We start from the raw sequence: 25911 nt of genomic DNA on the forward strand, positions 1-25911 counted from the left end.
CTTGTTGCTTGCCCGCCGCTTGCCAAGGCGCCAAAACGGCCGCCCGCGCAGGCTGGCCCGCCGCCGCGGGTGCCGTCAATGCCCCGCGGGATCAGCGGAAGCGATCCGGGCCGGTCTCGGGATCGGTGTGGCCGTCGATGCGCCGCGCGGGCACTTCGGCGGCCAGGTCAGGTCGAGACGATCCGATGAGGCGCCGGGACGGGTCGCGGCAGGAACGCGTGGCCGGTGCGCAGCCGCCGCTGGCCGGCGCGGCGCGCGGCGGTCACGACTTTTTCGCCCAGGCCATTTCGCCCGGCGGCAGCGCCGGCGGCTGGTAGAGCCCGGCCATGCCGCCACGGTCCCGGGTCAGCACCGACAAGGCGCCATTCGCCTCGATGATGGCGAACTTGATCTCGTTCAGGTCGGTGATGCCCTTTTCACGCAGCTTCAGATAAAGCTCGCCCTCGCCCATGCCCAGGCGGCGCAACCGGCCCCCGTGCACCCGCCCCTCGGTGACGACGATGCGCGGCCGGCCTTCGAAGATCCGCGACAGCAGATCCGAGGACAGGATCGCCTCGTCCACCAGCTTGTTGAAGGCGGCGACCAGGAAGATGGCGAACATCGCCGGCAGCATCGGCACGTCGGGATAGAACAGCGAATCGCCCACCGCCGAGCCGATGGCGATGACCAGCAGGAACTCGACGATGGAAAGCTGCGCCACCGTGCGCCCGCCCAGCCAGCGCATCAGGGCCAAGGTATAGAAATAGATGATGAGGGTGCGCAGAAACACCTCCCAGGCGAAACGAAGCTGCTGATCGCCCAGGAAGATGCGGTTCAGTTCTTCTAGCATGGCGGCTGTCCCCTGCCCGCGCCGAAGCTGGCGCCAGAAGACAAGCCGGGATGCCCGGTGCCGGTTCCCCCCCGGGGCCGAAAGCCGGAAGCGCCTAGACCGCCAGGAAACCGCCATCCAGCGGCAGCACAGCGCCCGAGACCATGCTGCTGTCCGTGGACAGCAGCAGCGCGATGCCCTGCGCCACCTCCTCGGCCTCGGCAAAGCGGTTGAGCGGATGGCGCACCATCATCGGCTGGCTTTTCGCCGGGTCGGACCAGGCTTCGGCCGCCAGTTCGGTCAGGGTGATGGTGGGCGCCACGGCATTCACGCGGATGCCATGCGCGCCCAGCTCCTTGGCCAATACCCGCGTCGCGCCCTCGAGCCCCGCCTTCGAGGCGGCATAGCACAGGTGGTCCTGGAAGCCGCGATGGCCGGCGATCGAGGTGATGTTGACGATGGCGCCGCCGCCGCCCGCCGCCACGCGGGCGCGGGCGAATTCCTGGCAGCAGATCAGCGCCGCGCGCAGATTGATGCCCAGCACCGCCTCATAACCGGCCTCGGTCATGTCGAGCACGCTTTCCAGCACGTTGATGCCGGCGCTGTTGATCAGGTAGTCGGCGGCCCCCGCCTGCGCCATGGCGGCGCGGGTGGCGGCCGGGTCGGCCAGGTCGACGCGGATGCCGCGCGCGCCGATCTCGGCCGCGAGGCTGTCGAGGTCGGACTGGGTGCGGCTCAGCGCCACGACCCTGGCGCCGCGTCCGGCCATGAGCCGCGCGCAGGCGCGGCCGATGCCCTTGCCGGCGCCGGTGATGATGACGGTCTTGCCCGAGAATTGCATGGTTCCTCGCAGGTTCGGTTCGGCGGCAGGGCCGCCGGTGTTCAGTTTTGCGGCAAGGCCGCCATGGCGGCGCGGATCTGCCGCGCCGTGGATTGCAGCGCCAGGAAGGCGGCGTGACGCGCGTCCTGCCGCGCCCGGCTGGCGGGATCGGGGGCGCAGCGCGCGGCGATGCGCGACATGGCGGGCATGGCGCTGTGCAGGTCGGGAAACAGCCCGGCCGCCACCGCACCCAGCATGGCCGAGCCGAGCAGCACCGGCTCGGGGCATTCCGTGACCTCGACCGGCAGCCCGGTGGCATCGGCCAGCACTTGCCGGGTCAGCGGATGCGTGCCGGCGCCGCCGCTGACGCTGATCGTTTCGACCGGAGCGCCGTTCTGCGCCTGGGTCTCGATGATCTGCCGCAGCCCGTAGCCAAGGCCGCAGATCCCCGCGACATAAAGCGCGACCAGCGAATCCGGCCCGGTCTCCATCCCCTGCCCCATGATCACGGCGCGGGCATGGGGATCGGCGAAGGGCGCGCGGTTGCCCAGGAATTCGGGCACCACATGCAGGTCATCGGCCAGCCGCAGGGCGGCGCTGGCAGAGCCCGCCAGTTCCAGCGCCCGGTCGGCCAGCCATTGCGGCAGCGGCTTGCCCGCCGCCGCGGCCAGCGCCGTCGCCTCGGCCGTGGCGGGGTGCAGCTGCACCAGCTGGTCGATGGCAGCGCCGGCGGCGGATTGCCCGCCCTCGTTCAGCCACATGCCGGGCACCATGGCGGAATAATACGGCCCCCAGACGCCCGGCACGAAGGCCGGCTCGCGCGTGGTGGTCATGGTGCAGGAGGAGGTGCCGAAGACATAGCCCAGGCAAGCCGTGGCGTCGCCCCCGGCCGCGACCGTGCCGACGCCGCCGGCATGGGCGTCGATCAGCCCCGCCGCCACGGCGATGCCGGGGCGCAGCCCCATCGCCTCGGCCGCGGCCTCGGTCAGCCCCTGACCCAGCGGCGTGCCGGGATCGACGACGCGGGCGCCGATGCGGGCGAAACCGTCATCGGCCAGGTCGCCCAGGCCGATCTGGCGGAAATAATCCGCGTCCCAGCGCCCCTCATGCGCCAGATAGGTCCATTTGCAGGTGACGGTGCAGGCGGACCGCTCCAGCGCCCCGGTCGCCTTCCAGGTCAGGAAATCGGTCAGGTCGAAGAAATGCGCCGCCGCCGCATAGACCTCGGGCCGGTTCTCGCGCAGCCACAAGAGCTTCGGCGTCTCCATCTCGGGCGAGATGCGGGTGCCGACATATTTCAGCACGTCGTGCCCTTGCGCATTGATGCGCTCGGCCTGCTCGACGGCGCGGTGGTCCATCCAGACGATGATGTCACGTTCGGGATGGGCGGGGTCGCCAACCGGCAGCGTCGCCTGCCCAGCCCCGCGCACGACCAGCGAACAGGTGGCATCGAAGCCGATGCCCGCGACGCCGGCCGGGTCGATCCCGGCCAGCGCCACGCATTCCCGGACCGAGTCGCAGACCGCACGCCAGACCTGCTCGCTCGACTGCTCGGCGATCACGCCGCGCTCGCGATGCATCTCGATGGGGCGCTTGACGGTGGCAAGCAGGTGGCCGGCCCGGTCGAAGACCCCGGCCCGCGCCGAGCCGGTGCCCACGTCGATGCCGATCAGATACTGGTCCATGGCGGTTCTCCGTTCCGGGCGCTTCGGTCAGACGCGGTCGAAATTGGTGGGCAGCACCAGCATGTCGCGGATGGTGACGGTGCGCTTGCGGGTCAGCATGTATTCGACCGCGTCCGCCACCTCTTCCGGGTCGATCAGGCTGCCGGACTCCTTGGCCTTGCGCAGGTTCTCCTCGGGCCAGTCGGCCAGCAGCGCCGAGACCACCGGGCCGGGCGAGACCTGCATGACCCGCACGCCATGCGGGATCATCTGCCGGCGCATGCCCTGCACGAAGCTGGTAATCGCCCATTTCGAGCCGGAATAGACCGGTTCCCACCAGGTCGGGAAATGGCCGGCGATGGAACAGGTGACGACGATGTCGCCGGTTTTGCGTTCGATCATGTGCGGAACGACCGCGTGGACGTTCTTCATCACCGCGTTGACGTTGAGGTTCAGCATCCGGTCGATCGCCTCGGGCGTCGTCTCGGTCAGATCGCCGCCGATATAGGTGCCGGCGTTGCAGTAAAGAATGTCGATGTGATCGACCTTTTCCAGGATCCCGGGGATCATGGCGTTGCAGCTTTCGGGGTCGAGCAGGTTCGTCACCTGCGGGATCGCTTTGTCGCCCAGCCGGGCGGCCAGCTCGGCCAGCGCCGCCGCGTTCCAGTCCACCATGACCACGGTGGCGCCGCGCCCGAGCAGCCGCTCGGTGGTGGCAAGCCCGATCCCCGAGGCCGCGCCGGTGATGACGGCGACCTTGCCGTCCAGCGATTCAGACATTCCGTTCTCCTGTCTTTTGAATGGGTTGGGCGGGGCTCAGCGCCATTCGCGCCCGATATAGATGGCCAGCAGGATGATCGCGCCCTTGATCACGTCCTGCAGATAGGGGTTGATGCCCATCAGGTTCAGGCCGTTGTTCAGGATGCCCAGCAGCACCGCGCCGATCAGCGTGCCCAGGATCAGCCCGCGCCCGCCGGCGATGGCGGTGCCGCCCAGAACCACGGCGGCGATGGCGTCCAGCTCGAAGCCCACGCCGGCATTGGGCTGGCCGCTCATCAGCCGCCCGGTCAGGATCACCGCCGCACAGGCCGAGGTCAGGCCCGAAATGCCATAGACCGCCAGCTTGACGCGCTGGGTCTTGACCCCCGAAAGCCGCGCCGCCGTCTCGTTGCCGCCCAGCGCATAGACATGGCGGCCGAAGGCGGTGCGCTGCAAAAGCACCCAGGCCAGGGCATAGATCACCACCATGGCGATGACCGGCACCGGGACCACGCCGACGCGGCCGACCCCGAACCAGGAAATCCAGCTGGGAATGCCGCTGATCGGATAGCCGCCGGAATAGATCAGGCCCAGGCCGCGCGCCATGCCCATGGTGGCCAGCGTGACGATGATGGCCGGCATCCGGCCCCAGGCGACCAGAACGCCGTTCGCCAGCCCGATGCCCAGGCCGACCAGCAGCCCGACCAGCAGCGCGGCCGGCGCGGGCCAGCCCATATTGACCATCAGCCCGGCGCTCAGCGTGCCGACCAGCGCCATCACCGCGCCGACCGACAGGTCGATGCCGCCGGTCAGGATGACAAAGGTCATGCCGACCGCCAGGATGCCGACGATGGAAACCTGGCGCAGCACGTTCATGATGTTGCCCAGGCTGAAGAAATTGTCGCTGGCCAACCCCATCAGGCAGGAGACGACGATCAGCCCGATCAGCGGCAGCGCCAGGGGCGAATGCAGCAGGCGGCCAAACGAAAAGCCGCCGGTTTTCCCGGCCGCGCCGGTGTTTGCGTCATGCGACATGGTCAACTCTCCCGGTCGTGGCATGGGTCATGATGGTTTCGGAATCGATCTCGGCGCCCTCGACCGTGGCCACGATCCCGCCCGAGCGGAACACGCAGACCCGGTCGGACATGCCGATCACCTCGGGCAGTTCGGACGAGATCATGATGATGGCGCCGCCCTTCTCGGTGAAGGCGCGCATCAGCGCATAGATTTCCGCCTTGGCGCCGACGTCGATGCCGCGCGTCGGCTCGTCGAAGATCAGCACCTGCATGTCGTGGTTCAGCCAGCGGGCGATGACGACCTTTTGCTGGTTGCCGCCCGACAGCGTGTCGACGCGGGCGTGCGGGCCCTGCGCCTTGACGCGGACCTGCGCCATGGCGATCTCGGTCGCCGCCAGTTCCTTCTTCAGGTCGATGAACCAGTGGTTCTTGCGATACTTGCCGTAATTGTTCAGCGAGACGTTCTGCAGGATCGAGAAGCTGGTGATCAGCCCCTGCTCCTTGCGGCTTTCCGGCAGCAGGCCGATGCCATGCGCCAGCCCCTCGTCCGGGCCGCGGAAGCGTTTCTCGATCCCGTCCACCTTCAGCTTGCAGCGTTGGGCCGGATATGCCCCCAGCATCGCCAGCACGGTCTCGGTGCGGCCCGAGCCGACCAGCCCGGCAAAGCCCAGGATCTCGCCCTTGCGCAGGGCGAAGCGCGAGACGGGGCCGCCCTTCTTCAGCTGCACCTCCTCGACCTCGACCACCGGGGCGGCGGCCGCGGCGGCGGCAGGCTTGGGCGGGAAGTTCTGCTCGATGCGGCGGCCGACCATCATCTCGACCAGCCGGTCGTTGTCGACCTCGGAGACCGCGCAGGAGCCGATGAATTCACCGTCGCGCAGCACGGTGATGCGGTCGCAGATCTCGAAGATTTCCTCGAGGTGATGCGAAATGAAGATGATCGCCACGCCCTGACGGCGCAATTCGCGCATGACCTTGAACAGGTGCTCGACCTCGGAGGGGGTCAGGGTCGCGGTCGGCTCGTCCAAGACCAGGATACGGGCGTTCAGCGACAGGGCCTTGGCGATCTCGACGAATTGCTGCTCGGCCACCGACAGGCGGTGCACCGGCACGTCCAGCGGTACGTCGACGGCCAGCTGGCGCATGATCTCGGCGGCGCGCTTGCGCATCGCCCTGCGGTCCAGCATCCCCAGCGGCCCGCGCATCTCGCGCGCCAGGAACATGTTCTCGACCGCGTCCAGATAGGGGATCAGGCTGAATTCCTGGAACACGATGCCGATGCCGGCGGCGATGGCCTGGTCGTAATCGGCGAAATGGCGCTCGGTCCCCTCGATGCGGATCGTGCCCTTGCTGGGCTGGATGATGCCGCAAAGGATCTTCATCAGCGTGGACTTGCCGGCGCCGTTCTCGCCCAGCAGCGCATGGACCTCGCCGGCGCGGACCTCCATGTCGACGCCGTGCAGGACCTCGATCTTGCCGAAGCTTTTTCGGATTCCGTTCAGTTCCAGCATGATGCCCTCCTGAATGGCTGGGAAATGTCCCGCCCCCGCGACATGCGGGGGCGGGCGCGGGGAGGAACCGTTACCAGCTGAACTCGGCAGCGTTCTTGGCGTCCACGACCATGACGTCGATCGGCACTTCCTTCGGCACCACGCGGGCGCCCCATTTCTGCGCCAGCGCCATGGCCAGGCCGACCCGGACCTGGTCGCGGGGGAATTGCGCCGTGGTCTCGATGAACGGGCCGCCGTCGGCGATGGCCTTGACCGCCTCGGGCGCGCCATCGACCGAGGTCAGCTTGATGTCCTTGCCCGAGCCCTGGATCGCCGCCAGCGCGCCCATGGCGCCGCCGTCGTTGACCGAGAAGATGCCGGCCAGATTCGGCTTGGACTGGATCATGTTCTCGACCACGCCCAGGGCGACCGAACGGTCCTGACGGCCGTTCTGGGTGTCGACCAACTGGATCTCGGGGAATTCCTCCAGCGCGGCCTTGCAGCCTTCGACCCGCTGCAGGATCGGCACGACCGGGATGCCGTCAAGGATCGCCACCTCGCCCTTGCCGCCCAGGGCCTCGCCCAGATACTTGCAGGACATATAGCCCGCGTCGCGGTTCTTCGAGCCGACGAAGGTGTCGACCGGGCCGTTCGCGTTCGCATCGACCGCGACCACGATGACGCCGGCGGCCTTGGCGGCGTGCACGGCGGCCTCGATCCCGGCGCTGTCGGTGGGGTTCAAAAGCAGGATGTCGATGTTTTGCTGCAGCATGTCCTCGACATCCGAGATCTGCTTGGCGACGTCATGGCCGGCATCGGTCACCACCACCTCGGCGCCCAGGCTGGCGGCGGCCTCGTTCAGCGCCTCCTGCATGGACACGAAATAGGGGTTGTTCAGCTCCTGGAAGGTCATGCCGATCTTCAGCTTGTCCTGGGCCAGCGCCGGAGCCGCCACGAGCGCCAGCGCGGCCGATGCGGTGAGCAGTTTCGATTTCATCGGGGTTTCCCTCCCATCTGGATGAAAGCAGGCATGGCCTGCGCGTCTCCGGGCAGCGCCGCGCCGCCCGAATTGGTGAAGTTCGCGTTGCGGGTCGTCGTCAGTCCGCCATGACCAGCGCCTTTTGCGCCGCGAATGTCGCGCGGAATTGCGAGGGGGACATTCCCTTGAGCTTCAGGAAATGCCGGTTGAAGTTCGACAGGTTCGAGAAACCGACCTCGTAGCAGATCTCGGCCACCTTGATGTCGGGATCGGTCAGCAGCATCTGGCAGGCCAGATCGACGCGCAGCTGATTGCGATAGCGCACCAGCGTCGTGCCGGTATGGCGCTTGAAGGCGCGCGAAAAGGCGCTTTGGCTTTGCCCGACCATCTCGGCCAGCTCGCCCTCCTCGACCTGCTCGGTCAGGTGCTCGCGCAGATAGGCCAGCGCGCGGTTGATGCCGCCGTCATGGGTGCGGGTCAGGTCAAGCTCGAAGCTCAGGCTGGCCAGCACCTCGTATTCCGAGGCGTTGGCCAGGATGTCCAGGATCTCCCAGAACAGCGCCAGGCGGCGGATACCCTGCGACTCGATCAGCCGCTCGACCAGCGGGCGGATGCGGGCGCTGGTCTCGTCGCCGAAAAGCAGGCCGCGGCGCGAGCGCTCCAGAAGCGGGCGCAGCGCCGCCATCTCGGGCATGGCGGCGCAGGCATCCTCGATGAAGGGTTCGGGGAACTGGATCACCAGCGAGCGCAGCGGCACGATCTCGCCCGGCGGGATATCGCTGATCCAGTTCTGCGGCAGGTTCGGGCCGGTCATGATCAGCTGGCCGGGCCGGAAGCTGCCGACATGATCGCCGACATAGAAGGTGCCCGAGGTCGCGACCACCAGATGGATCTCGTATTCGGGATGATAATGCCAGCGCACCGTGCGGAACGGATAGCCATGCATCCACGCGGCGAAGGATTCGCCCTTGCGGATGTGGACCAGTTCCAGATCGGGTTGCATCGCCTTCCTCCCTGCCCGTCTCGAAGCCTGACGGGCCGTCGCGGACGTTCGGCAACCATAGGCTTGCGACCGGCCGGCGATCCACATCAGCGCAGAAAAAATACCGATACTTTTTTGATCGAAATCACGCAGGAATTGAAGATCCCCGCCACCGGCCGGACGAGAGAAGCTCGCTGCACCGCAAAAAACCCATGCCGCATTGCAGCGACATGGCCTGCTTTCTGGGGAAAACCCTTGATGCCGCTATTGCGCGGCAGGTCCGGTCAAATCCCGCAACCGCGGATAAGCGGTGTGATAGCGCTCATACTTTTCCGCATAGGCTGCGGCCAATCCGGCATCAGGCACAACTTCGGCGCGAATGGCCGGCTTGGCGAAGACGCGTTCGGAAGTGTCGCCCGTCGCACATGCCGCCGCCAGCTTGGCGGCGCCGAAGGCCGCGCCAAAATCGCCGTCCTCGGGCTCCAGCAGCGTCAGGCCGGTGGCCGAGGCCATGATTCGCAGCCAGTCCCGCGACCGCGCGCCGCCGCCCACCGCATAGGCGGCCTCGATGGGCGTGCCGGCCTTGCGCAGCGCATGGACGCAATCGGTGAAGGCCATGGCCACCCCTTCCATGGCCGCCTGCGCCAGATCGGCCAGCCCGGTGGCGCGGCGCAGGCCCAGGAAGGCGCCGGTGGCCTCGGGATCGTTCAGCGGCGTGCGCTCGCCCGAGAGATAGGGCAGGAACAGCACCGGCGAGGGTGCGGTCACATCGCCCACCAGCGCGGCGAGTTCCGGCACCGTCTTGCCGGTGATCTCGGACAACCAGGTCATGCTGTCGGTGGCCGACAGGATCACCCCCATCTGATGCCAGGTGTTCGGCACGGCATGGCAGAAGGTATGCACCGCATCGCCGGTATTCGGCGCGTAAGTCTCGGTCGCGGCAAACAGCACGCCCGAGGTGCCCAGCGACAGAAAGCCGGTGCCGGGCGTCATCACCCCCATGCCGCAGGCGGTCGCGGCATTGTCGCCGCCACCGCCCGCCACCGGCACCCGCGGGATGCCCCAGCGCTCGGCCAGTTCGGCGCGTAGATGGCCGGAGACATCGCTGCCCTCGACCAGCCCGGGCATCTGGGCGCGCGTCAGCCCGGTCGCGGCCAGCAACGCATCCGACCAGTCGCGCTTGCCCACGTCCAGCCACAGCGTGCCCGCCGCGTCCGACATCTCGGCAACATGCTCGCCGGTCAGCCACAGCCGCAGGTAATCCTTGGGCAGCAGCACCTTGGCGGTCCGCTCGAAGATCGCGGGCTCGTTCTGGGCGACCCACAGCAGCTTGGGCGCGGTGAAGCCCGCCATGACCAGATTGCCGGCGATGCCGTGAAAATCGGCCCGCGCCGTCAGTTCCGCGCATTGCGGACCCGAGCGGCCGTCGTTCCACAGGATGCAGGGCCGCAGCACCCGGTCCGAAGCGTCGAGCAACGTCGCGCCGTGCATGTGCCCGGACAGGCCCATGGCCTGCAGCCGCGCCATCGCGGCCGGATGCTCGCGCGCGAGCTGGCCGATGGCGGCTTCGCAGCCGGCGATCCAGTCGGCCGGCGCCTGCTCGGACCAGCCGGGATGCGGGCGGCTGACGCTCAGCCCCGCATGGGCGACGCCGACGGTCGCGAAGGTCTCGTCCACCAGCATCGCCTTGATGCCCGAGGTGCCAAGGTCGATCCCCAGATACATGGCATTCACTCCGGCATGACGATCTGCAGCTTCACATCGGTCTCGCGCGCCTCGACGGCACGGTCGAAGCCGGCGATGCTGTCCGCGAAGGGGATCGAGGCCGAGATCAGCGGCTTCAGGTCCACCTTGCCCGAGGCGATCAGCGCGATGGCCCGGTCATAGACATTGGCATAGCGGAATACCGTCTCGACCCGCAGTTCCTTGGCCTGCAGCCCGACGATGTCGACCGGCACCGGATCGACCGGCATGCCGACCAGCACGATGGCGCCGCCCGGCCGCGCAAGCTGGTGCATCGACAGGATCGCCGGCGCGGCGCCCGAGCATTCGAAGACCAGGTCGGCGCCCCAGCCGTCGGTCGCCTCGGCCAGCGGGCGGTGGCGGATGTTGACGGTCTCGATGCCGTCATAGGCGCCGATGATGTCCAGCTTGGGCTGAGCCAGATCCGCGACAATGACGCGGGCGCAGCCGCCGGCCAGCGCCGCCAGCGCCACCATCATGCCGATCGGGCCGGCGCCGGTGACGACAGCGATGTCGCCGGGCTGGATGCGGGCCCGCAAGGCCGCCTGCATGCCGATGGCGAAGGGCTCGACCATCGCGCCCTCGGCAAAGCTGACACGCTCGGGCAGCTTGTAGGTGAAGGCGGCGGGGTGGATCACCTCGGGCGTCAGGCAGCCATGCACCGGCGGCGTCGCCCAGAAGGTCACGGCGGGATCGACATTGTAGATCCCCAGCTTGGCGGCGCGCGAGGTCGGGTCCGGAATCCCCGGCTCCATGCAGACCCGGTCGCCGGGCTGCAGATGCGTGACCTCGGCCCCCGCCTCGATCACCGTGCCGGATGCCTCGTGCCCCAGCACCATCGGCTCGCGCACCACGAAATGCCCGATCTTGCCATGGGTATAATAATGCACGTCCGAGCCGCAGATGCCGACCGTATGCGTCCGGATCCGCACGTCCCTGGGCCCCAGCGTGGCAGGGATGTCGAAATCCCGCAGCGTCAGCTTGCCCTTTTCTTCCAGCACCAATGCCTTCATCGCCCGTTCTCCTGATCGCCGCGCCGCCTCGGGCGCCCTCGACTCGCGTCTTTGGCGGCGAGTCGGGACGCATGTAAACAAAAACCCGCGCCACGCGCGAGCTTTTGCCCATCAGAAGAATAATTGTATCAGTTTCGAGTCGTGAAAGCTATGCGCCCCGGCTCCGGCGATGCGCCACCCGCCCCGCGCCGGGAGAATCACTTCACTTCATCAGTCGGTCCTTGACCACCGGGCCGACGGCGCCGAAATCCATCTGCCCGGCATGGCGGCTGCGCAGCTCGGCCATGACCCGGCCCATGTCGCGGATCGACTCGGCGCCCAGATCGGCGATGGCCTTGTCGATGGCGGCGCGGGTCTCCGCCTCGTCCAGCTGGCGCGGCAGATAGGATTGGATCACCCTGATCTCGTCCTGCTCGCGCTCGGCCAGCTCCAGCCGGCCGCCCTCTTCATAGGCCCTGGCCGATTCCTGGCGCTGCTTGACCATTTTGGACAGGATGGCGGTCAGGTCGGCCTCGCTCAGCCCGGCCTCGTCGCCGCTTTCGGTGCGGGCGGCGATCTCGCGGTCCTTGATGGCGGCCGAGATCAGCCGCAGCGTCGAGAGCCGCGCCGTCTCCTTGGCTTTCATCGCGTCCTTGGTGTCGGCCAGAATACGCTCGCGCAGTCCCATGTGATCCTCGCTGAATGAATTCCGCCGGGTGGTGCCCGGCTTCGCCCCCGCCGTCAAGCCGTGCCCTCAACCCCGGCCATCCGTCAAAGTTCCGCGCGCCGCCGGTTCCCGCCTTGACGCCCGCCCGCCCTTTACCTAGGTTCCCGCCGATTTACCCGGAGAGTGACGATGCCCCAGAAACCGACCGCATGTCTTGCGCTTGCCGACGGCACCGTGTTCCACGGCCAGGGCTTCGGCGCGGTCGGGGAAGTGGTGGCCGAGCTGGTCTTCAACACCGCGATGACCGGCTATCAGGAGATCATGACCGATCCCTCCTATGCCAGCCAGGTCGTGACCTTCACCTTCCCGCATATCGGCAATACCGGCGTGACCGAGCAGGACGACGAGGCGCCCGAGCCGGTCGCCTCGGGCATCGTGGTGAAATGGGACCCGACCGAGCCCTCGAACTGGCGCGCCAGCGCGGACCTGGTCGACTGGATGACGCGGCGCGGCCGCATCGGCATCGGCGGCGTCGACACCCGCCGCCTGACCCGGGCGATCCGCCAGCAGGGTTCGCCGCATGTCGTGCTGGCCCATGATCCGCAGGGCAATTTCGACATCGCCGCCATGGTCGCCAAGGCACGCGACTGGCAAGGCATCGTGGGGCTGGACCTTGCGAAAGAGGTCAGCTGCCGGCAAAGCTATCGCTGGGACGAGGGTCTGTGGTCCTGGCCCGGAACCTTCGGCCAATCGGAGGAAAAGAAGCCCTTCCGCGTCGTCGCCGTCGATTACGGCGCGAAACGCAACATCCTGCGCTCGCTGGCGCAAAGCGGCGCCGAGGTGACGGTGCTGCCCGCCACCGCCACCGCCGAGGAGGTGCTGGCCCATGATCCCGAGGGGGTGTTCCTGTCGAACGGCCCGGGCGACCCGGCCGCGACCGGCACATATGCCGTGCCGATGATCCGGGAACTGCTGGACCGCGACCTGCCGATCTTCGGCATCTGCCTGGGCCACCAGATGCTGGCCCTGGCGCTTGGCGCCAGCACCATCAAGATGAACCACGGCCATCACGGCGCCAACCACCCGGTCAAGGACGTGGAAACCGGCAAGGTCGAGATCACCTCGATGAACCACGGTTTCGCGGTGGATGCCCAGACCCTGCCCGAGGGCGTGATCGAGACCCATGTCAGCCTGTTCGACGGCTCGAATTGCGGGCTGCGGGTGGCGGAAAAGCCGGTCTTCTCGGTGCAGTATCACCCCGAGGCGAGCCCCGGCCCGCAGGACAGCACCTATCTGTTCGAGCGTTTCACCGAGGCGATGCGCGCCCGCCGCGCCTGAACCCGGCAAAAAGCCGGCGCGATTAACCCGTTTTTAACCCTCTGCATGGCAGAGATCGGGTCGGAATGACCTGGACCGGGAAACGCGCTATGGCCCGCACCGCTGTTATCAAGCCCTTCCCGACCGGGCCGGCCCCGGTCGTCCCGGCCGCGCCCGCGGCGACGCTGGTCGCGCCGCGCGACCTGCGCCCGCTGGGCCAGATCCTGATCGAGGACGGCGCGGTCGATCCGCGCAACCTGCTCAAGGCCGTGGTCATGCGCCGCCGCCAGCAGGCGCGGCTGGGCGAGATCCTGCTGGCGAACGGCTGGGTGCAGGAAGAGGCGCTGACACGCGCCCTGTCCCGGCAATGGCGCAGCAGCGTTCTCGACCTCAAGGCGCTGCCGCCCGATCCGCGCCTGGTCGACGCTTTGGGCGCGCAGCTTTGCCTGGCCGAGGGCGTGGTGCCCTGGCGGCGCGTCGGCGGCGTGACCTTCATCGCCACCGCCCGGCCCGAGGATTTCGAGGCGCTGCGCGCCCGCCTGCCCGCCGGCTTCGGTGCCGTGCGCATGCTGCTTTGCTCGGAAAATGCCGCGCGCGAGGCGATCCTGACCCTGCGCCGCACCGCGCTGATCCGCCAGGCCGAGACCCGGGTGCCGGCCCAGGAAAGCTGCCGCACCCGCAACGAACGCCGCTTCGGCCGAATCGCCATGGGCGCGATCGCGGCGGCGGCGCTGGGGCTGCTGCTGGCGCCGATCGCGGTGATCGTGCTGCTGACCGCCTGGGCGGTGCTTACGCTGATCGCCTCGGCCTCGCTGAAGCTCGTCTCCTTCGCCGCCATCCTGCGCCGGCACCGCCGCGACCGGATGCTGGCCAAGGCCATGGCGCGCGGAGCCGCCCCGCGCCCCGAGATGACGGCGCCGCTGCCGGTGATCTCGGTCATGGTGCCGCTGTTCGCCGAGGCGAATATCGCCGACAAGCTGATCGGCCGGCTGTCGCGGCTGGACTACCCGCGCGAGTTGATGGACATCCTGATCGTGGTCGAGGCGACCGACCGCATCACCTGCGAGGCGCTGGAGGGCGCCCGGCTGCCGCGCTGGCTGCGGGTGGTGACGGTGCCGGACGGCCCGATCCGCACCAAGCCGCGGGCGCTGAACTACGCGCTGAACTTCTGCCGCGGCGCGATCATCGGCGTCTGGGACGCCGAGGACCGGCCCGAACCCGACCAATTGCACAAGGTCGCGCGCGGCTTTCATTTCGCGCCCCCCGACGTGGTCTGCCTGCAGGGCGTGCTGGACTATTACAACCCGCGCAGCAACTGGCTGGCCCGCGCCTTCACCATCGAATATGCCTCGTGGTTCCGGGGCACGCTGGCCGGGGCGGCGGCGCTGGATCTGGTGGTTCCGCTGGGGGGAACGACGCTGTTCTTCCGCCGCGAGGCGCTGGAAGCGGTCGGCGCCTGGGACGCCTGGAACGTCACCGAGGACGCCGATCTGGGCGTCCGCCTGACCCGGCGCGGCTATCGCACGCAGATGCTGGACACCGTGACCCATGAAGAGGCGAATTGCCGGCTGATCCCCTGGGTCAAGCAGCGCTCGCGCTGGCTCAAGGGCTTCGCCATGACCTGGAGCGTGCATATGCGCGATCCGGCGGCCCTGTGGCGCGACCTGGGCCCGCGCCGCTTCATCGGGCTGCAGGTGCAGCTTTTCGCTTCGGTCTCGCAATATCTGCTGGCGCCGGTGCTGTGGAGCTTCTGGCTGCTCAGCCTCGGCCTGCCGCATCCGATGCGCGGGGTGCTGTCGGGCCTGCTGGGCGGCCATGCCATCGCCCTGCTGTTCACGCTGTTCGTGGCCTCGGAATTGCTGAACATCGCCATCGGCTGCTGGGCGGTGCGCGGGCGCCGGCATCGCCATCTGCTGCCCTGGGTGCCGACGCTGCACCTGTATTTCCCGCTCGGCTGCCTGGCGGCCTGGAAGGCGATCTACGAAGTGGTGGCGAAGCCCTTCTATTGGGACAAGACCCAGCACGGCCTCTTCGACGCCGGCCAGGACGAGACGCCGGACGCCGCGCCCGTGGCGAAACCGGGCCGGCTGATTCCCCTGCATCACGGGACCGAAGCCGAGTCGGCCGCGAAACCTTCCGACGGGAGCCGGTCGCAACGGCTGGTGCCCATGCTGGGCGAGGTGAGCTAGAACCGGCCGCAGGCCGAGCCGCCGCCCCTCTGCCACGAAGCGCGCTTTCTGACCCGGCCGCCAGGTGCTCTCGGCCGGTCAAACCCGATCCGCGGCCCCCCGGCTGCGCCCGGCTAGCCGGCGGCGGCCCGCGCCTCCACCCCGGCCAGAATGCCGTCGATGACGCCGCCGGCCGTCTCGACCGTCCCGGCCAGCCGGGCGGCGAGGTGCTCGAGCGTATCGCAGCCGGTATCGCGCAGCAGGAAGGCCTGCCCGCCCTTGCCGAGATTGTCCATGTCCAGCGGTTTTTCGGTCAGCAGCCGGCCCGCGCATTGCAGGTTCCACAGGAAGCGCCGGGCCGCGGCAAGCCTTTCCGCCTCCTCGCGCCCGACCAGGCCGGCGCGCGGGCCGGCGCGCAGCTGTGCCGGCGCCGCACGCGCCGCCGAACCGGCGCGCAGCGCGAAACATTGCGCCAGCAATTCGATGTCCTGCAAGCGGCCGCGGCCGATCTTGGCCTCCCAAGCGCCGTCCGGGGCCTTGGCGGCGAAGATGCGTGCCCGCATCTCGGCCAGGTCGGGCAGGACGCGCGGATCGCCGCCGCGGCTCTGCAGCACCTCGACGCGCAGCGCCTCGACCTCATCGGCCAGCGCGGCGGCATCGGCGCCGCAGATGCCGATGACCCGGGCACGGGTCAGGGCCAGATGCTCCCAGGTCCAGGCCTCGGTCATCTGGTAGTCGCGAAAGCTCTGCACCGAGGTCGCCACCGGCCCCTGCCGCCCCGAAGGCCGCAGCCGCATGTCCACCTCGTAAAGCCGTCCGGCCGAGGTCGGCGCCGAGATCGCGGTGATCACCGCCTGGGTCAACCGCGCGTAATAGGCCCGCGTCGCCAGGGGCTTCGTCCCGTCCGAACTGTCCTGACCGGCGGCATCGTAGATCACGATCAGGTCGAGATCCGACGCGGCATTGAGCTGCCGGGCCCCCAGCGAGCCCATACCCAGCACCACCGCCCCGCGACCCGGCGCCGGGCCGTGCCGGCGCGCGAATTCCGCCGCCACCACCGGAAACAGCGCCGCCACCGCCGCATCGGCGATGTCGGCATATTGGCCGCCCGCCTCCTCGGCACCGATCAGGCTGCGCAGGTGATGGACGCCGACGCGGAACTGCCATTCATGCGCCCAGCGCCGCGCCGCATCCAGCGCCTGTTCATAGCCGCCGTTCGGCGCCGTCAGCGCCGAGGCCAGCACCTGGTCAAGCTGGCGGCGCAGCTCGGCCACACCCGGCCAGGCCGCGAAGAAGCTGCCGCCCAGCACCGCGTCCAGCACCTCGGGATGGCGGGCGAGATAGGCGGCAAGCCCGGGCGCGGTGCCGCAGATGTCGACGATCAGCTCGATCAGTTGCGGATTGGCCTCGAAAAGCGAGAAAAGCTGCACCCCGGCCGGCAGCCCGGCCAGGAAGGCATCGAACCGGGCCAGCGCCTCGCCGGCATGGGCGGCGGCGGTCAGCCGGGTCAGCAGGTCGGGCTCGATCCGGGCAAAGACCTCGCGGCCGCGGGCCGAACGCAGGGCGGGATAGCCGCGCCAGCGTTCCACCATCGCCTCGGCCTCGGACGAAAGCTGCGGGCGCGCGCGCCGCTCGCCGGGGGCGAAGAAATCGCCGGTCAGCGCCTCGACCCGGCGCAGGCGGTCGGCCAGGCGCGTCGACCAGGCGGCGGAATCGGCCTCGCCCATCATCCGGGCGATGGTGTCCAGCCCCTCGGCCGAGTTCGGCAGCGAATGGGTCTGGGCGTCGTTCACCATCTGGATGCGATGCTCGATCTCGCGATGCTCGCGGTAATGCGCGGTCAGTTCCTCGGCCACGTCAGGGGGCACCCAGCCCTTTTCGGCCAGCCGCGCCAGCCCCTCGACCGTGCCGCGCACCCGCAGCTCGGGGTCGCGGCCGCCGGCGATCAGCTGGCGGGTCTGGGTGAAGAACTCGATCTCGCGGATGCCGCCCTGACCCAGCTTCATGTTGTGGCCGGGCACTTCGATGCGGCCATGCAGGCCCTTGTGTTCGCGGATGCGCAGCCGCATGGCATGGGCGTCCTGGATCGTGGCGAAATCCAGGTGCCGGCGCCAGACGAAGGGCCGCAATTCGCGCAGGAAACGTTCGCCCGCCGCAAGATCGCCGGCACAGGGACGCGCCTTGATATAGGCGCTACGCTCCCAGGTGCGGCCCTCGGCCTCGTAATAGGCCAGCGCCGCCGAGAGCGAGATGCAGACCGGCGTCACCGCGGCATCGGGCCGCAACCGCAGGTCGGTGCGGAAGACATAGCCCTGATCGGTATTGTCCGAGATGGTCGCCGCCGCCTTGCGGGTGGCGCGGATCAGGCTGGCGCGGGCCTCGTGCTGGTCGTCGCGGGCATAGGCGCTGTCGTCGTAAAGCACGATCAGGTCGATATCCGAGGAATAGTTCAGCTCTCCGGCGCCCATCTTGCCCATGGCGAGCGCGACGATGCCGCCGGCATCGGCTTCGGTCGGCGGCAGCTTGCCGCGCGCCTGTTCGGCCACGACATGGACGCGCAACGCCAGGTCGGTGGCGCGATCCGCCAGATCGGTCAGCGCCCCCGTCACCTGCTCGAGCCGCCAGACGCCCCCCAGATCGGCCAACGCCGTCCACAGCGCCACCCGCCGCTTGGCGCGGCGCAGGGCCGGGCCGAGGGCATCGGCGGAAAGCGCCTCGAACCCGGCGGTTTCGCGGGCGACGACATCCTCATGCGCCAGCGCCCCGGGCAGCCAGTCGGCCTCGCGCGCGATCAGCCCGGCCAGATAGGGGCTGCAACCGGCGGCCCCCCGGATCAACTCGCCCAGGCGGGGATCGGCGATGCCGGTCGCCTGCAGCGCGGAAAGGCCGCGGGCAGGATCGACGGGGATGGGCAGGCGGGTGATGCGGGCGGTGAAATCCATGCCCAGAGCCTAGCTGTCGCCGGCGCCGCGTCAATGCCGCGCGGTTGCGATGCAACGCTCAATTCTTACGGTTTTCCCTGCTTGGCGTTGGGGGGAACTGTTGTTAGGCTCGACCCGAGTGCAACTGACAGCAGAGCCCAGGCCGCCGCCCATGCGCGCCGAAACGAGAACCACCCGACCGCATGCGCCCACGGGTGCGGCGCGCCCCAGAAGCCGGGGGCGCGGCTGATGCGGCACAGCCTGCCTCATGCCCCGCAATTCTATGTGACGGCCCCGCAGCCCTGTCCCTATCTGCACGGCCGGGCCGAGCGCAAGCTGTTCACGGCGCTGGCCGGCGATTCGGCCAATGAACTGAACAACACGCTGTCTCGCCAGGGCTTCCGCCGCTCGCAGAACGTGCTTTACCGGCCCAGTTGCGAAAGCTGCGTCGCCTGCATGTCGGCGCGCATCCGGGCGTCCGAGTTCCGGCCCTCGCGCACGCAGCGCCGGGTGGCGCGCAAGAACACGCATCTGCGCCGGCTCGCCACCAGCGCCTGGGCGACCGAGGAACAATACGACCTGTTCCGCGCCTATCTGGACGAGCGTCATGCCGATGGCGGCATGGCCGACATGGACATCTTCGAATTCGCCGCGATGATCGAGGAGACGCCGGTGCGCAGCCGCGTCATCGAATATCGCAGCCATCAGGGCGACGGCGGCGACGCCCCGGGCAGCGACCGGCTGGTCGCGGTCTGCCTGACCGACGTGCTGGATGACGGGCTGAGCCTGGTCTACAGCTTCTACGACCCGGCGCTGGACAACCTCAGCCTGGGCACGCATATCATTCTGGACCATATCGAACTGGCGCGCAGCGCCGGGCTGCCCTTCGTCTATCTGGGCTATTGGGTGCCCGGCAGCCGCAAGATGGATTACAAGGCGAAATTCTCGGCCCTGGAGATCTACAAGGGCGGGGTCTGGCAGCCGATCGGCGACCCGGCGCAGCACAGTTCGGACATCCATCCGCTGTCCATCGACCCGATCGTCGAACAGGTGGCGCGCATTACCCTGCCGCCCAATCGGAGATGATTACCGAAAAGCCCCGGTTTCGGTAAGAATATTTCAAGATTCAGCGGCAGCGGGTCATTTTATTGGACAATCGGCATTGACCATGCCGCGCCGCCCTCATAGTTTCCCGCGACGCAGCACGGGACCAGCAGGCCCGGCCGCGAAGGTTCAGAAATGGAGAATGGGCATGTCCCGAGAAATGACCGGTGCAAGGATGGTTATCGAAGCTCTGCGCGATCAGGGCGTCGACACCGTATTCGGCTATCCGGGCGGGGCGGTGCTACCCATTTACGACGAGATCTTCCAGCAGAACGACATCAAGCACATCCTGGTTCGCCACGAACAGGGCGCCGTCCACATGGCCGAAGGCTATGCGCGTTCCACCGGCAAGCCGGGGGTGGTGCTGGTCACCTCGGGGCCGGGCGCAACCAATGCCGTCACCGGCCTGACCGATGCGCTGATGGATTCGATCCCGCTGGTGGTGCTGACCGGCCAGGTTCCAACCTTCCTGATCGGCACCGACGGTTTCCAGGAGGCCGACACCATCGGCATCACCCGCCCCTGCACCAAGCACAACTGGCTGGTGAAGGAGACGGACGAACTGGCGGCGACCATCCACAAGGCTTTCCACATCGCCACTTCGGGCCGGCCGGGGCCGGTACTGATCGACATCCCCAAGGACGTGCAATTCGCCACCGGCGCATATGTCGGGCCGAAACAGATCGAGACGCCCAGCTACCAGCCGGCGAAAAAGGGCGACCTGGCCACCATCACCCGGCTGGTCGAGCTGATGGAGACGGCCGAGCGGCCGATCCTCTATACCGGCGGCGGCGTGATCAATTCCGGAACCGGCGCCAGCCAGCTGCTGCGCGAGCTGGCGGATGCGACGGGCTTCCCGGTCACCTCGACGCTGATGGGGCTGGGCGCCTATCCGGCCTCGGGCAAGGGCTGGATCGGCATGCTGGGCATGCACGGTCTTTACGAGGCGAACATGGCCATGCATGACTGCGACCTGATGATCGCGGTCGGGGCGCGCTTCGACGACCGCATCACCGGGCGGGTGGCGGATTTCAGCCCCGGCTCGGTCAAGGCGCAGATCGACATCGACCCCAGCTCGATCAACAAGGTGATCCATGTCGACCTGCCCATCGTCGGCGATGTCGGCCATGTGCTCGAGGACATGCTGAAGGTCTGGAAGGCCCGCGGCCGCAAGACCAACACCGCCGCCATGCAGAAATGGTGGGTGCAGATCGAACAGTGGAAGGCGCGCAACTGCCTCGCCTATCGCAACTCGGACAAGGTCATCAAGCCGCAGCACGCGCTGCAGCGGCTGCAGGCGCTGACCGCGGGCCGCAACCCCTATGTCACCACCGAGGTCGGCCAGCACCAGATGTGGGCGGCGCAGTTCCTGCATTTCGAGGATCCGCATCACTGGATGACCTCGGGCGGGCTGGGCACCATGGGCTACGGCCTGCCGGCCTCGATCGGGGTGCAGGTCGCGCATCCCGAAGCGCTGGTGATCAACGTCGCCGGCGAGGCGAGCTGGCTGATGAACATGCAGGAAATGGGCACCGCGGTGCAGTTCCGCGCCCCGGTCAAGCAGTTCATCCTGAACAACGAACGGCTGGGCATGGTCCGGCAATGGCAGCAGTTGCTGCATGGCGAACGCTACAGCCAGAGCTGGTCGGAAAGCCTGCCCGATTTCGTCAAGCTGGCCGAGGCCTTCGGCTGCGGCGGGCGCACTGTGGCCGACCCGGCCGACCTGGACGCGGCCATCCAGGAGATGATCGACTACGACGGCCCGTTCATCCTGGACGTGCTGGTCGAGAAGCACGAGAACTGCTTCCCGATGATCCCCTCGGGCAAGCCGCATAACGAGATGCTCTTGGGCGAGACCTCGACCGAAGGCGCCATCACCGGCGCCGGCGCGGCCCTGGTCTGAGTGGAGGAGAAGAACATGGCGGCACTGAACATCCAGAAGGGCGCATCGAGCCATTCGGCCTATGACCTGCGCGACCCCAACGCCCAAACCATCGAAAGCCACACCCTCGCGGTGCTGGTCGAGAACGAGCCGGGGGTGCTGGCCCGGGTCATCGGCCTGTTTTCCGGCCGGGGCTACAACATCGACAGCCTGACCGTGGCCGAGGTGGACCATCTGGGCCACCGCTCGCGCATCACCATCGTGACGCGCGGCACCCCGGCGGTGATCGAGCAGATCAAGGCGCAGCTGGGCCGCATCGTGCCGGTGCACGAGGTCCACGACCTGACCGTGGAAGGCCCCAGCGTCGAGCGCGAACTGGGCCTGTTCAAGGTCACCAGCAAGGGCGACAAGCGGGTCGAGGCGTTGCGCATCGCCGAGATCTTCCGCGCCAGCGTCGTCGATTCGACCCTGGAGAGCTTCGTTTTCGAGATTACCGGCACGCCGGAAAAGCTGGACGCCTTTGCCGATCTGATGCGGCCGCTGGGCCTGTCCGACCAGGCCCGCACCGGCGTCGCCGCGCTGGCGCGCGGCGCCTGAGGCGTCTCAGCGAGCGGCCGCGAGCTTCAGCGGCCGCTTTTCCAGCCCGCAATCGCCGTTCGAGATCACCCGCAGCACCGGGCGCGGCTGCCCGGGCTTGTCCCCCATGCCGCGCAACAGATCCGGCAGTTCCGAGCGCCGGTTGCCCGAAATCATGCTGACCGCGCGGGCATGGCGCAGATCGTTGATCGTCTCGAACTCCAGCTCGACAAGATCGCCGGCGTCCGGCCAACCCTCTGCCGCGGCAAGATTCTCCTGGCCTTGCAGATAGGCTAGGGCGCCATGATCCTCGCACCAGATCACGGCCTTTTCCTTGGCCGGACTGCTCCACAGAATGACCCCGATCATCAAAGCTCCTAAAACAATCCGCCCTTCCCCAGAGGCGCAGCACAACCCAGACCGGAAACTATCGGCAGTTTCTCGCCTATAAAAGCAGATTCTGAAGGAGCCGGTCAGTTTGACGCGCAGTCATCCGGACAAATTGGTCTAATCCGCGACGATTTGTCCTGATCGGCGAGGGCTTTGCCGCTGATTTTCTGGATAAACCCTGGGCAAAAGCCCGATCCACACGATGCAGGAATGCAACAGAACAGGGGAATTATCGGACACGGCCGGCCCGGTAATCCGCCACGGCGCGCGCCACCTGCCCCATCCGGGCGGCGTTCGAGGGATGAGTGCCCAGAATCTTGTCACCAGGATCGGGGATGCGAGCGAAAAATTGCGCACCGTGCTCGGGATCGTATCCGGCATTCAGGGCGATGATCGCGCCGAGATAATCAGCCTCCAGCTCCCAGTCGCGCGAATAGTAGCGGGCGCCGAACTGCGCGCCGAAATCCTGGGCCGAGCGAATCGCTTCGGAATTGCCGCCATAGGCGCTGGCAAGCCCGCCCAGGATCACCGCGCCCATGGAGGCGGCGCTGGTCTTGCGGTTGATATGGCCCAGGATGTGGTGGCTTGCCTCGTGCCCGACGACGAAAGCCAGTTCGTCGGCATTGCGCGCCTCTCCGATCAGCGAAAGCGTAAAGCCGATCACCGGCCGCCCGGTCGGGTCCACGGTCTGGAAGGCGTTCGGCTCCAGCCCCGGACGATCATCGACCACGAACTGGAAGTCGCAGCTGATCGGCTGGGTGCGCCTGGCGACGCATTCGCGTTCGACCGCCGGCTCCATGCGGCTGATCACCGCGATGAAGGCCCGGGCCGAGGCGCGGGCGCCGGCGGGGGTGTCCGGCGCCGGGGTGATGATCACATCGGGCAGCGGCTTCTGGATATCGCCGGGCTGGGGCACCGGCGCCGCGACGCAGCCCGCCAGGACCAGCAGAATCGCCGCCGCCGCTTGCCATGTCCCGCGCATCTGCCGCCCCTTGCCCTTGCCCAATTCGCGCCACTCTAGCCGTGGCCCCGCCCCGCCGCCAAGCCCCGGGCTTGCTCCGCCCGACATATCACGCGATTGTTGAGAAAAGCTGAACCGGAAGGATCGCGATGTTCACCATCGAACACGACTTCGACGCCACCGTCATCACCCTGATCGACGAATTGCCCGAGGCAGAGACCGGCACCCGGCCGCTGAACGAGGACGTGGTGATCCAGAGCTTTGACGACCGGGTGGTGATCGAGCAGTTCGATCCCGACACCGGCGAGCTGGCGCAGATCGTCATGACCATCGAACAGCTCGAGGAACTGCGCGCCGCGCTGAACCTGCCCGAGGGCAACTACCGGCTGGAGCGCCGCTAATCCAGCCGGAACAGCTTGTCGCGCGCCGTGGCGCCGCGCACCAGCACCAGCCGCGACTTGGCCACCCCCAGCGCCTTGGCCAGCAGCTTGACCACGGCGGCATTGGCCTTGCCGTCCTCGGGGACGGTGGTGACGGTGACGCGGATCGTTCCACCGTCCAGGATCACCGCATTGCGCGAGGCGCGCGGGGTGACCCGCACGGCGATCTCGGCGCCCGGCCGGGCAAGGTGGCTCAGATCGGTCATGCCTCGTTGAAGCCGGGTGCGGCGAAAAAGGCAATCCCGACTGGCGCCGGCAGATCCGGATGGCTATCTGGAAGCCGAGGTCCGCGCGAACCCGAGGAGACGCGAATGCAGCACACCGATCCCGCCACTCTGGCCTTCCTGCGCCATCGCCGCTCGCATCCGCCGAAGCTGCTCGGCGGCCCGCCCCCCTCGCGCGATGCGCTGATGGAGCTGCTGGAGCTGGCCGCCCGCGTCCCCGACCACGGCAAGCTGGAACCCTGGCGCTTCGTGGTGCTGGAGCGCGCCACGCTGGACCGGCTGGCGCCGGTGCTGGCCGAGCATGTCGCCGAGGCCGGCGGCGACGAAGCCACGGTGGCAAAGGCCCGCTCGGCCTTCGCCTCGCCGGTGATCGTCGCGGTGGTCTCGGCCCCGGTCGACAGCCCGAAGATTCCGGAATGGGAACAGTTCCTCTCGGCCGGCGCGGTCTGTCTCGAGCTGCTGAACGCGGCGCTGGCGGCGGGCTATGGCGCCGCCTGGCTGACCGGCCCGGCGGCCGAGCCGGGTTTCGCCCGCGCGCATCTGGGCATCGGCGCGGACGAGCGCGTGGTCGGCCTGATCCATATCGGCCAGCGCGGCAGCACCCCGCCCGACCGGCCGCGCCCGGATGTCGCGGCCAAGACGACGTTCCTGTAATGGTGATCCGGGCGCTGCTCCTTGCCTGGGGCGATCTGCTGCGGCCGCGCATTTTCGGCGTGGTGGCGCTTGGCGTGGCGCTGACGCTGGGCCTGTTCGTCGCCCTGCAGGCCGGCGCCTTCTGGGCCATTCGCGTCTTCGCGCCCGAGACGCTGACCCTGCCCTGGATCGGCGCTGTGCCGCTGGCCCCGGCGCTGTCCTGGAGCTCGCTGCTGCTGTTTCCGCTGATGAGCATCTTCCTGATGATCCCGGTGGCGGCGGGCTTTTCCGGCCTCTTTGCCGAGCGCGTCGCCGAGGCGGTCGAGGAGACGCATTACCCCGCCGCCAAGGGCCTGCCGGTCGATTTCTGGGAGGGGCTCTGGGAATCGCTGGCGGTCATGGGCGCGGTGATCCTGGTCACGCTGGTGACACTGGCGCTGACGCCCTTCCTGGGGCCGCTGGCCTCGGTGCTGTTCTATGGCGGCAACGGCTGGCTGCTGGGGCGCGAGTTCTTCCAGATGGCGGCACGGCGCCACCTGCATCAGCCGCAGGCAACGGCGCTACGCCGCCGCCTGGCGGCGCAGGCGACCGCGCTGGGGGTGCTGATCGCGGCTTTGCTGACCGTGCCGCTGCTGAACGTCGTCGTTCCGGTGCTGGCGGCGGCGGGTTTCACCCACCTTTACCACATCAGCGCGTCCAGGCCTCGAGATCGGCGCGGGTGATGATGCCGCCGATGATGACATAGGCGATCACCCCCCAGATCAGCGCGGCGATCAGCGTCGCCCACAGCATCTTCTTCTTCAGCTTCGGCTCGTGCGGGGCGCCGGCCGGGGTGCCGGGCGTCACCTGCCCGACATCGGCCTGGCTTTGCTGGCCAAAGGGCAGCAGCACGAACAGCACCAGAAACCAGAGCACGGAATAGAGGACGATGCCGCCGGTCAGGCTCATCAGACCTGCTCCAGTTCGATCAGGCAGCCGTTGAAGTCCTTGGGATGCAGGAACAGCACCGGCTTGCCATGGGCGCCGATCTTGGGCTCGCCATTGCCCAGCACGCGCGCGCCCTCGGATTTCAGCTTGTCGCGGGCGGCCAGGATGTCCTCGACCTCGAAACACATGTGATGGATGCCGCCCGAGGGGTTCTTGTCCAGGAAGCCTTTGATCGGGCTGTTCTCGCCCAGCGGATAGAGCAGCTCGATCTTGGTGTTCGGCAACTCGATGAACACGACGGTAACGCCATGGTCCGGCTCGTCCTGCGGGGCGCCCACCTTGGCGCCAAGGCTGTTTTCATACTGCGCGGCCGCCGCCTTCAGGTCCGGCACGGCGATGGCGACATGGTTCAGGCGTCCGATCATCACTTCCTCCGTCGTTTGCGCCC

25 protein-coding genes are annotated in these 25911 nt (G+C 68.3%); 8 read left to right on the forward strand and 17 right to left on the reverse strand.

What is annotated here, in order from left to right; all coding sequences use genetic code 11:
* Positions 1-262: 262 nt before the first annotated feature.
* The 11 genes from ACFOMP_RS10910 to ACFOMP_RS10960 form a co-directional block, all read right to left on the reverse strand.
* Complete coding sequence (locus ACFOMP_RS10910; RefSeq protein WP_289894148.1) at positions 263-829, reverse strand: DUF421 domain-containing protein; 567 nt, start codon at positions 827-829, stop codon at positions 263-265.
* 94 nt (positions 830-923) lie between these two features.
* A complete protein-coding gene (locus tag ACFOMP_RS10915; RefSeq protein ID WP_289894149.1) occupies positions 924-1649 on the reverse strand; it encodes an SDR family oxidoreductase in 726 nt (241 codons plus the stop codon).
* 41 nt (positions 1650-1690) lie between these two features.
* On the reverse strand, positions 1691-3313 hold the full coding sequence (locus tag ACFOMP_RS10920) for an FGGY-family carbohydrate kinase (RefSeq protein WP_379030360.1): 1623 nt from the start codon (positions 3311-3313) through the stop codon (positions 1691-1693).
* 27 nt (positions 3314-3340) lie between these two features.
* Positions 3341-4072, reverse strand: a complete 732-nt coding sequence (locus tag ACFOMP_RS10925; RefSeq protein ID WP_379030362.1) for an SDR family oxidoreductase — start codon at positions 4070-4072, stop codon at positions 3341-3343.
* Positions 4073-4108: 36 nt separating this feature from the next.
* On the reverse strand, positions 4109-5086 hold the full coding sequence (locus ACFOMP_RS10930; RefSeq protein WP_379030365.1) for an ABC transporter permease: 978 nt from the start codon (positions 5084-5086) through the stop codon (positions 4109-4111).
* Positions 5076-6578 carry a sugar ABC transporter ATP-binding protein gene (locus tag ACFOMP_RS10935; RefSeq protein ID WP_379030368.1) on the reverse strand — a complete coding sequence of 501 codons (1503 nt, stop codon included), beginning with the start codon at positions 6576-6578 and terminating at the stop codon, positions 5076-5078. The genes ACFOMP_RS10930 and ACFOMP_RS10935 overlap by 11 nt, the downstream gene beginning before the upstream one ends.
* A gap of 70 nt (positions 6579-6648) precedes the next feature.
* Positions 6649-7554 carry an ABC transporter substrate-binding protein gene (locus ACFOMP_RS10940; RefSeq protein WP_289894154.1) on the reverse strand — a complete coding sequence of 302 codons (906 nt, stop codon included), beginning with the start codon at positions 7552-7554 and terminating at the stop codon, positions 6649-6651.
* A 100-nt stretch (positions 7555-7654) separates the two neighbouring features.
* Entirely contained in the window at positions 7655-8539 is an 885-nt protein-coding gene (locus tag ACFOMP_RS10945; protein WP_289894155.1) for an AraC family transcriptional regulator, read from the reverse strand.
* A gap of 243 nt (positions 8540-8782) precedes the next feature.
* Positions 8783-10243, reverse strand: coding sequence for a xylulokinase (gene xylB / locus ACFOMP_RS10950; RefSeq protein ID WP_379030372.1), 1461 nt, complete (start codon positions 10241-10243; stop codon positions 8783-8785).
* A 5-nt stretch (positions 10244-10248) separates the two neighbouring features.
* Entirely contained in the window at positions 10249-11274 is a 1026-nt protein-coding gene (locus ACFOMP_RS10955; protein WP_379030374.1) for an NAD(P)-dependent alcohol dehydrogenase, read from the reverse strand.
* Between the two features lie 202 nt (positions 11275-11476).
* Entirely contained in the window at positions 11477-11941 is a 465-nt protein-coding gene (locus ACFOMP_RS10960; RefSeq protein WP_289894158.1) for a GatB/YqeY domain-containing protein, read from the reverse strand.
* A gap of 168 nt (positions 11942-12109) precedes the next feature.
* On the opposite strand from ACFOMP_RS10960, the gene carA reads away from it, so the two are divergent.
* Together carA and ACFOMP_RS10970 are read left to right on the forward strand one after the other, a co-directional pair.
* The gene (gene carA / locus ACFOMP_RS10965) at positions 12110-13258 is read left to right on the forward strand and encodes a glutamine-hydrolyzing carbamoyl-phosphate synthase small subunit (protein ID WP_379030377.1); all 1149 of its coding nucleotides are present in this window, start codon (positions 12110-12112) and stop codon (positions 13256-13258) included.
* Between the two features lie 89 nt (positions 13259-13347).
* Entirely contained in the window at positions 13348-15426 is a 2079-nt protein-coding gene (locus ACFOMP_RS10970) for a glycosyltransferase (protein WP_379030380.1), read from the forward strand.
* Positions 15427-15539: 113 nt separating this feature from the next.
* Here ACFOMP_RS10970 and ACFOMP_RS10975 read toward each other — a convergent pair whose 3' ends face one another.
* A complete protein-coding gene (locus tag ACFOMP_RS10975) occupies positions 15540-18347 on the reverse strand; it encodes a [protein-PII] uridylyltransferase family protein (RefSeq protein ID WP_379030383.1) in 2808 nt (935 codons plus the stop codon).
* A 228-nt stretch (positions 18348-18575) separates the two neighbouring features.
* Here ACFOMP_RS10975 and ACFOMP_RS10980 point away from each other — a divergent pair, with 228 nt between their 5' ends.
* The 3 genes from ACFOMP_RS10980 (at position 18576) to ilvN (ending at position 21909) form a co-directional block, all read left to right on the forward strand.
* The gene (locus ACFOMP_RS10980) at positions 18576-19412 is read left to right on the forward strand and encodes an arginyltransferase (protein WP_379030386.1); all 837 of its coding nucleotides are present in this window, start codon (positions 18576-18578) and stop codon (positions 19410-19412) included.
* A 166-nt stretch (positions 19413-19578) separates the two neighbouring features.
* Positions 19579-21333, forward strand: a complete 1755-nt coding sequence (locus tag ACFOMP_RS10985; RefSeq protein ID WP_289894163.1) for an acetolactate synthase 3 large subunit — start codon at positions 19579-19581, stop codon at positions 21331-21333.
* A gap of 15 nt (positions 21334-21348) precedes the next feature.
* A complete protein-coding gene (gene ilvN / locus ACFOMP_RS10990) occupies positions 21349-21909 on the forward strand; it encodes an acetolactate synthase small subunit (protein ID WP_289894164.1) in 561 nt (186 codons plus the stop codon).
* A 6-nt stretch (positions 21910-21915) separates the two neighbouring features.
* On the opposite strand, the gene ACFOMP_RS10995 is transcribed toward ilvN, so the two are convergent.
* Entirely contained in the window at positions 21916-22257 is a 342-nt protein-coding gene (locus tag ACFOMP_RS10995; RefSeq protein WP_289894165.1) for a hypothetical protein, read from the reverse strand.
* A gap of 250 nt (positions 22258-22507) precedes the next feature.
* Positions 22508-23260 carry a M48 family metalloprotease gene (locus ACFOMP_RS11000; RefSeq protein WP_289894166.1) on the reverse strand — a complete coding sequence of 251 codons (753 nt, stop codon included), beginning with the start codon at positions 23258-23260 and terminating at the stop codon, positions 22508-22510.
* Positions 23261-23388: 128 nt separating this feature from the next.
* On the opposite strand from ACFOMP_RS11000, the gene ACFOMP_RS11005 reads away from it, so the two are divergent.
* Positions 23389-23640: a hypothetical protein gene (locus ACFOMP_RS11005; protein WP_019353302.1), complete on the forward strand. Its 252-nt coding sequence runs from the start codon at positions 23389-23391 to the stop codon at positions 23638-23640.
* Here the strand turns inward: ACFOMP_RS11005 and ACFOMP_RS11010 are convergent.
* Positions 23637-23885 carry a DUF167 domain-containing protein gene (locus ACFOMP_RS11010; RefSeq protein WP_289894167.1) on the reverse strand — a complete coding sequence of 83 codons (249 nt, stop codon included), beginning with the start codon at positions 23883-23885 and terminating at the stop codon, positions 23637-23639. The genes ACFOMP_RS11005 and ACFOMP_RS11010 overlap by 4 nt on opposite strands.
* A gap of 105 nt (positions 23886-23990) precedes the next feature.
* Between ACFOMP_RS11010 and ACFOMP_RS11015 the strand changes: the two genes are divergently transcribed.
* Together ACFOMP_RS11015 and ACFOMP_RS11020 are read left to right on the forward strand one after the other, a co-directional pair.
* Positions 23991-24557, forward strand: coding sequence for a nitroreductase family protein (locus tag ACFOMP_RS11015; protein WP_379030391.1), 567 nt, complete (start codon positions 23991-23993; stop codon positions 24555-24557).
* Positions 24557-25258 carry an EI24 domain-containing protein gene (locus ACFOMP_RS11020; protein WP_379030394.1) on the forward strand — a complete coding sequence of 234 codons (702 nt, stop codon included), beginning with the start codon at positions 24557-24559 and terminating at the stop codon, positions 25256-25258. Before ACFOMP_RS11015 ends, ACFOMP_RS11020 begins: the two co-directional genes overlap by 1 nt.
* On the opposite strand, the gene ACFOMP_RS11025 is transcribed toward ACFOMP_RS11020, so the two are convergent.
* Positions 25224-25484 (reverse strand): DUF1467 family protein, encoded by a 261-nt coding sequence (locus ACFOMP_RS11025; protein WP_289894170.1) that lies wholly within the window; start codon positions 25482-25484, stop codon positions 25224-25226. The genes ACFOMP_RS11020 and ACFOMP_RS11025 overlap by 35 nt on opposite strands.
* Positions 25484-25888 (reverse strand): methylmalonyl-CoA epimerase, encoded by a 405-nt coding sequence (gene mce / locus ACFOMP_RS11030; RefSeq protein ID WP_019351994.1) that lies wholly within the window; start codon positions 25886-25888, stop codon positions 25484-25486. The genes ACFOMP_RS11025 and mce overlap by 1 nt, the downstream gene beginning before the upstream one ends.
* Positions 25889-25911: the final 23 nt, after the last annotated feature.

This window comes from Paracoccus simplex, assembly GCF_042648325.1.
GTDB lineage: Bacteria > Pseudomonadota > Alphaproteobacteria > Rhodobacterales > Rhodobacteraceae > Paracoccus > Paracoccus simplex.

Bases quoted from the DNA above. Each gene is read 5' to 3' on its own strand.
- ACFOMP_RS10910 (WP_289894148.1), bottom strand. From the start codon at position 829: ATGCTAGAAGAACTGAACCGCATCTTCCTGGGCGATCAGCAGCTTCGT.
- ACFOMP_RS10915 (WP_289894149.1), bottom strand. From the start codon at position 1,649: ATGCAATTCTCGGGCAAGACCGTCATCATCACCGGCGCCGGCAAGGGC.
- ACFOMP_RS10920 (WP_379030360.1), bottom strand. From the start codon at position 3,313: ATGGACCAGTATCTGATCGGCATCGACGTGGGCACCGGCTCGGCGCGG.
- ACFOMP_RS10925 (WP_379030362.1), bottom strand. From the start codon at position 4,072: ATGTCTGAATCGCTGGACGGCAAGGTCGCCGTCATCACCGGCGCGGCC.
- ACFOMP_RS10930 (WP_379030365.1), bottom strand. From the start codon at position 5,086: ATGTCGCATGACGCAAACACCGGCGCGGCCGGGAAAACCGGCGGCTTT.
- ACFOMP_RS10935 (WP_379030368.1), bottom strand. From the start codon at position 6,578: ATGCTGGAACTGAACGGAATCCGAAAAAGCTTCGGCAAGATCGAGGTC.
- ACFOMP_RS10940 (WP_289894154.1), bottom strand. From the start codon at position 7,554: ATGAAATCGAAACTGCTCACCGCATCGGCCGCGCTGGCGCTCGTGGCG.
- ACFOMP_RS10945 (WP_289894155.1), bottom strand. From the start codon at position 8,539: ATGCAACCCGATCTGGAACTGGTCCACATCCGCAAGGGCGAATCCTTC.
- xylB (WP_379030372.1), bottom strand. From the start codon at position 10,243: ATGTATCTGGGGATCGACCTTGGCACCTCGGGCATCAAGGCGATGCTG.
- ACFOMP_RS10955 (WP_379030374.1), bottom strand. From the start codon at position 11,274: ATGAAGGCATTGGTGCTGGAAGAAAAGGGCAAGCTGACGCTGCGGGAT.
- ACFOMP_RS10960 (WP_289894158.1), bottom strand. From the start codon at position 11,941: ATGGGACTGCGCGAGCGTATTCTGGCCGACACCAAGGACGCGATGAAA.
- carA (WP_379030377.1), top strand. From the start codon at position 12,110: ATGCCCCAGAAACCGACCGCATGTCTTGCGCTTGCCGACGGCACCGTG.
- ACFOMP_RS10970 (WP_379030380.1), top strand. From the start codon at position 13,348: ATGGCCCGCACCGCTGTTATCAAGCCCTTCCCGACCGGGCCGGCCCCG.
- ACFOMP_RS10975 (WP_379030383.1), bottom strand. From the start codon at position 18,347: ATGGATTTCACCGCCCGCATCACCCGCCTGCCCATCCCCGTCGATCCT.
- ACFOMP_RS10980 (WP_379030386.1), top strand. From the start codon at position 18,576: ATGCGGCACAGCCTGCCTCATGCCCCGCAATTCTATGTGACGGCCCCG.
- ACFOMP_RS10985 (WP_289894163.1), top strand. From the start codon at position 19,579: ATGTCCCGAGAAATGACCGGTGCAAGGATGGTTATCGAAGCTCTGCGC.
- ilvN (WP_289894164.1), top strand. From the start codon at position 21,349: ATGGCGGCACTGAACATCCAGAAGGGCGCATCGAGCCATTCGGCCTAT.
- ACFOMP_RS10995 (WP_289894165.1), bottom strand. From the start codon at position 22,257: ATGATCGGGGTCATTCTGTGGAGCAGTCCGGCCAAGGAAAAGGCCGTG.
- ACFOMP_RS11000 (WP_289894166.1), bottom strand. From the start codon at position 23,260: ATGCGCGGGACATGGCAAGCGGCGGCGGCGATTCTGCTGGTCCTGGCG.
- ACFOMP_RS11005 (WP_019353302.1), top strand. From the start codon at position 23,389: ATGTTCACCATCGAACACGACTTCGACGCCACCGTCATCACCCTGATC.
- ACFOMP_RS11010 (WP_289894167.1), bottom strand. From the start codon at position 23,885: ATGACCGATCTGAGCCACCTTGCCCGGCCGGGCGCCGAGATCGCCGTG.
- ACFOMP_RS11015 (WP_379030391.1), top strand. From the start codon at position 23,991: ATGCAGCACACCGATCCCGCCACTCTGGCCTTCCTGCGCCATCGCCGC.
- ACFOMP_RS11020 (WP_379030394.1), top strand. From the start codon at position 24,557: ATGGTGATCCGGGCGCTGCTCCTTGCCTGGGGCGATCTGCTGCGGCCG.
- ACFOMP_RS11025 (WP_289894170.1), bottom strand. From the start codon at position 25,484: ATGAGCCTGACCGGCGGCATCGTCCTCTATTCCGTGCTCTGGTTTCTG.
- mce (WP_019351994.1), bottom strand. From the start codon at position 25,888: ATGATCGGACGCCTGAACCATGTCGCCATCGCCGTGCCGGACCTGAAG.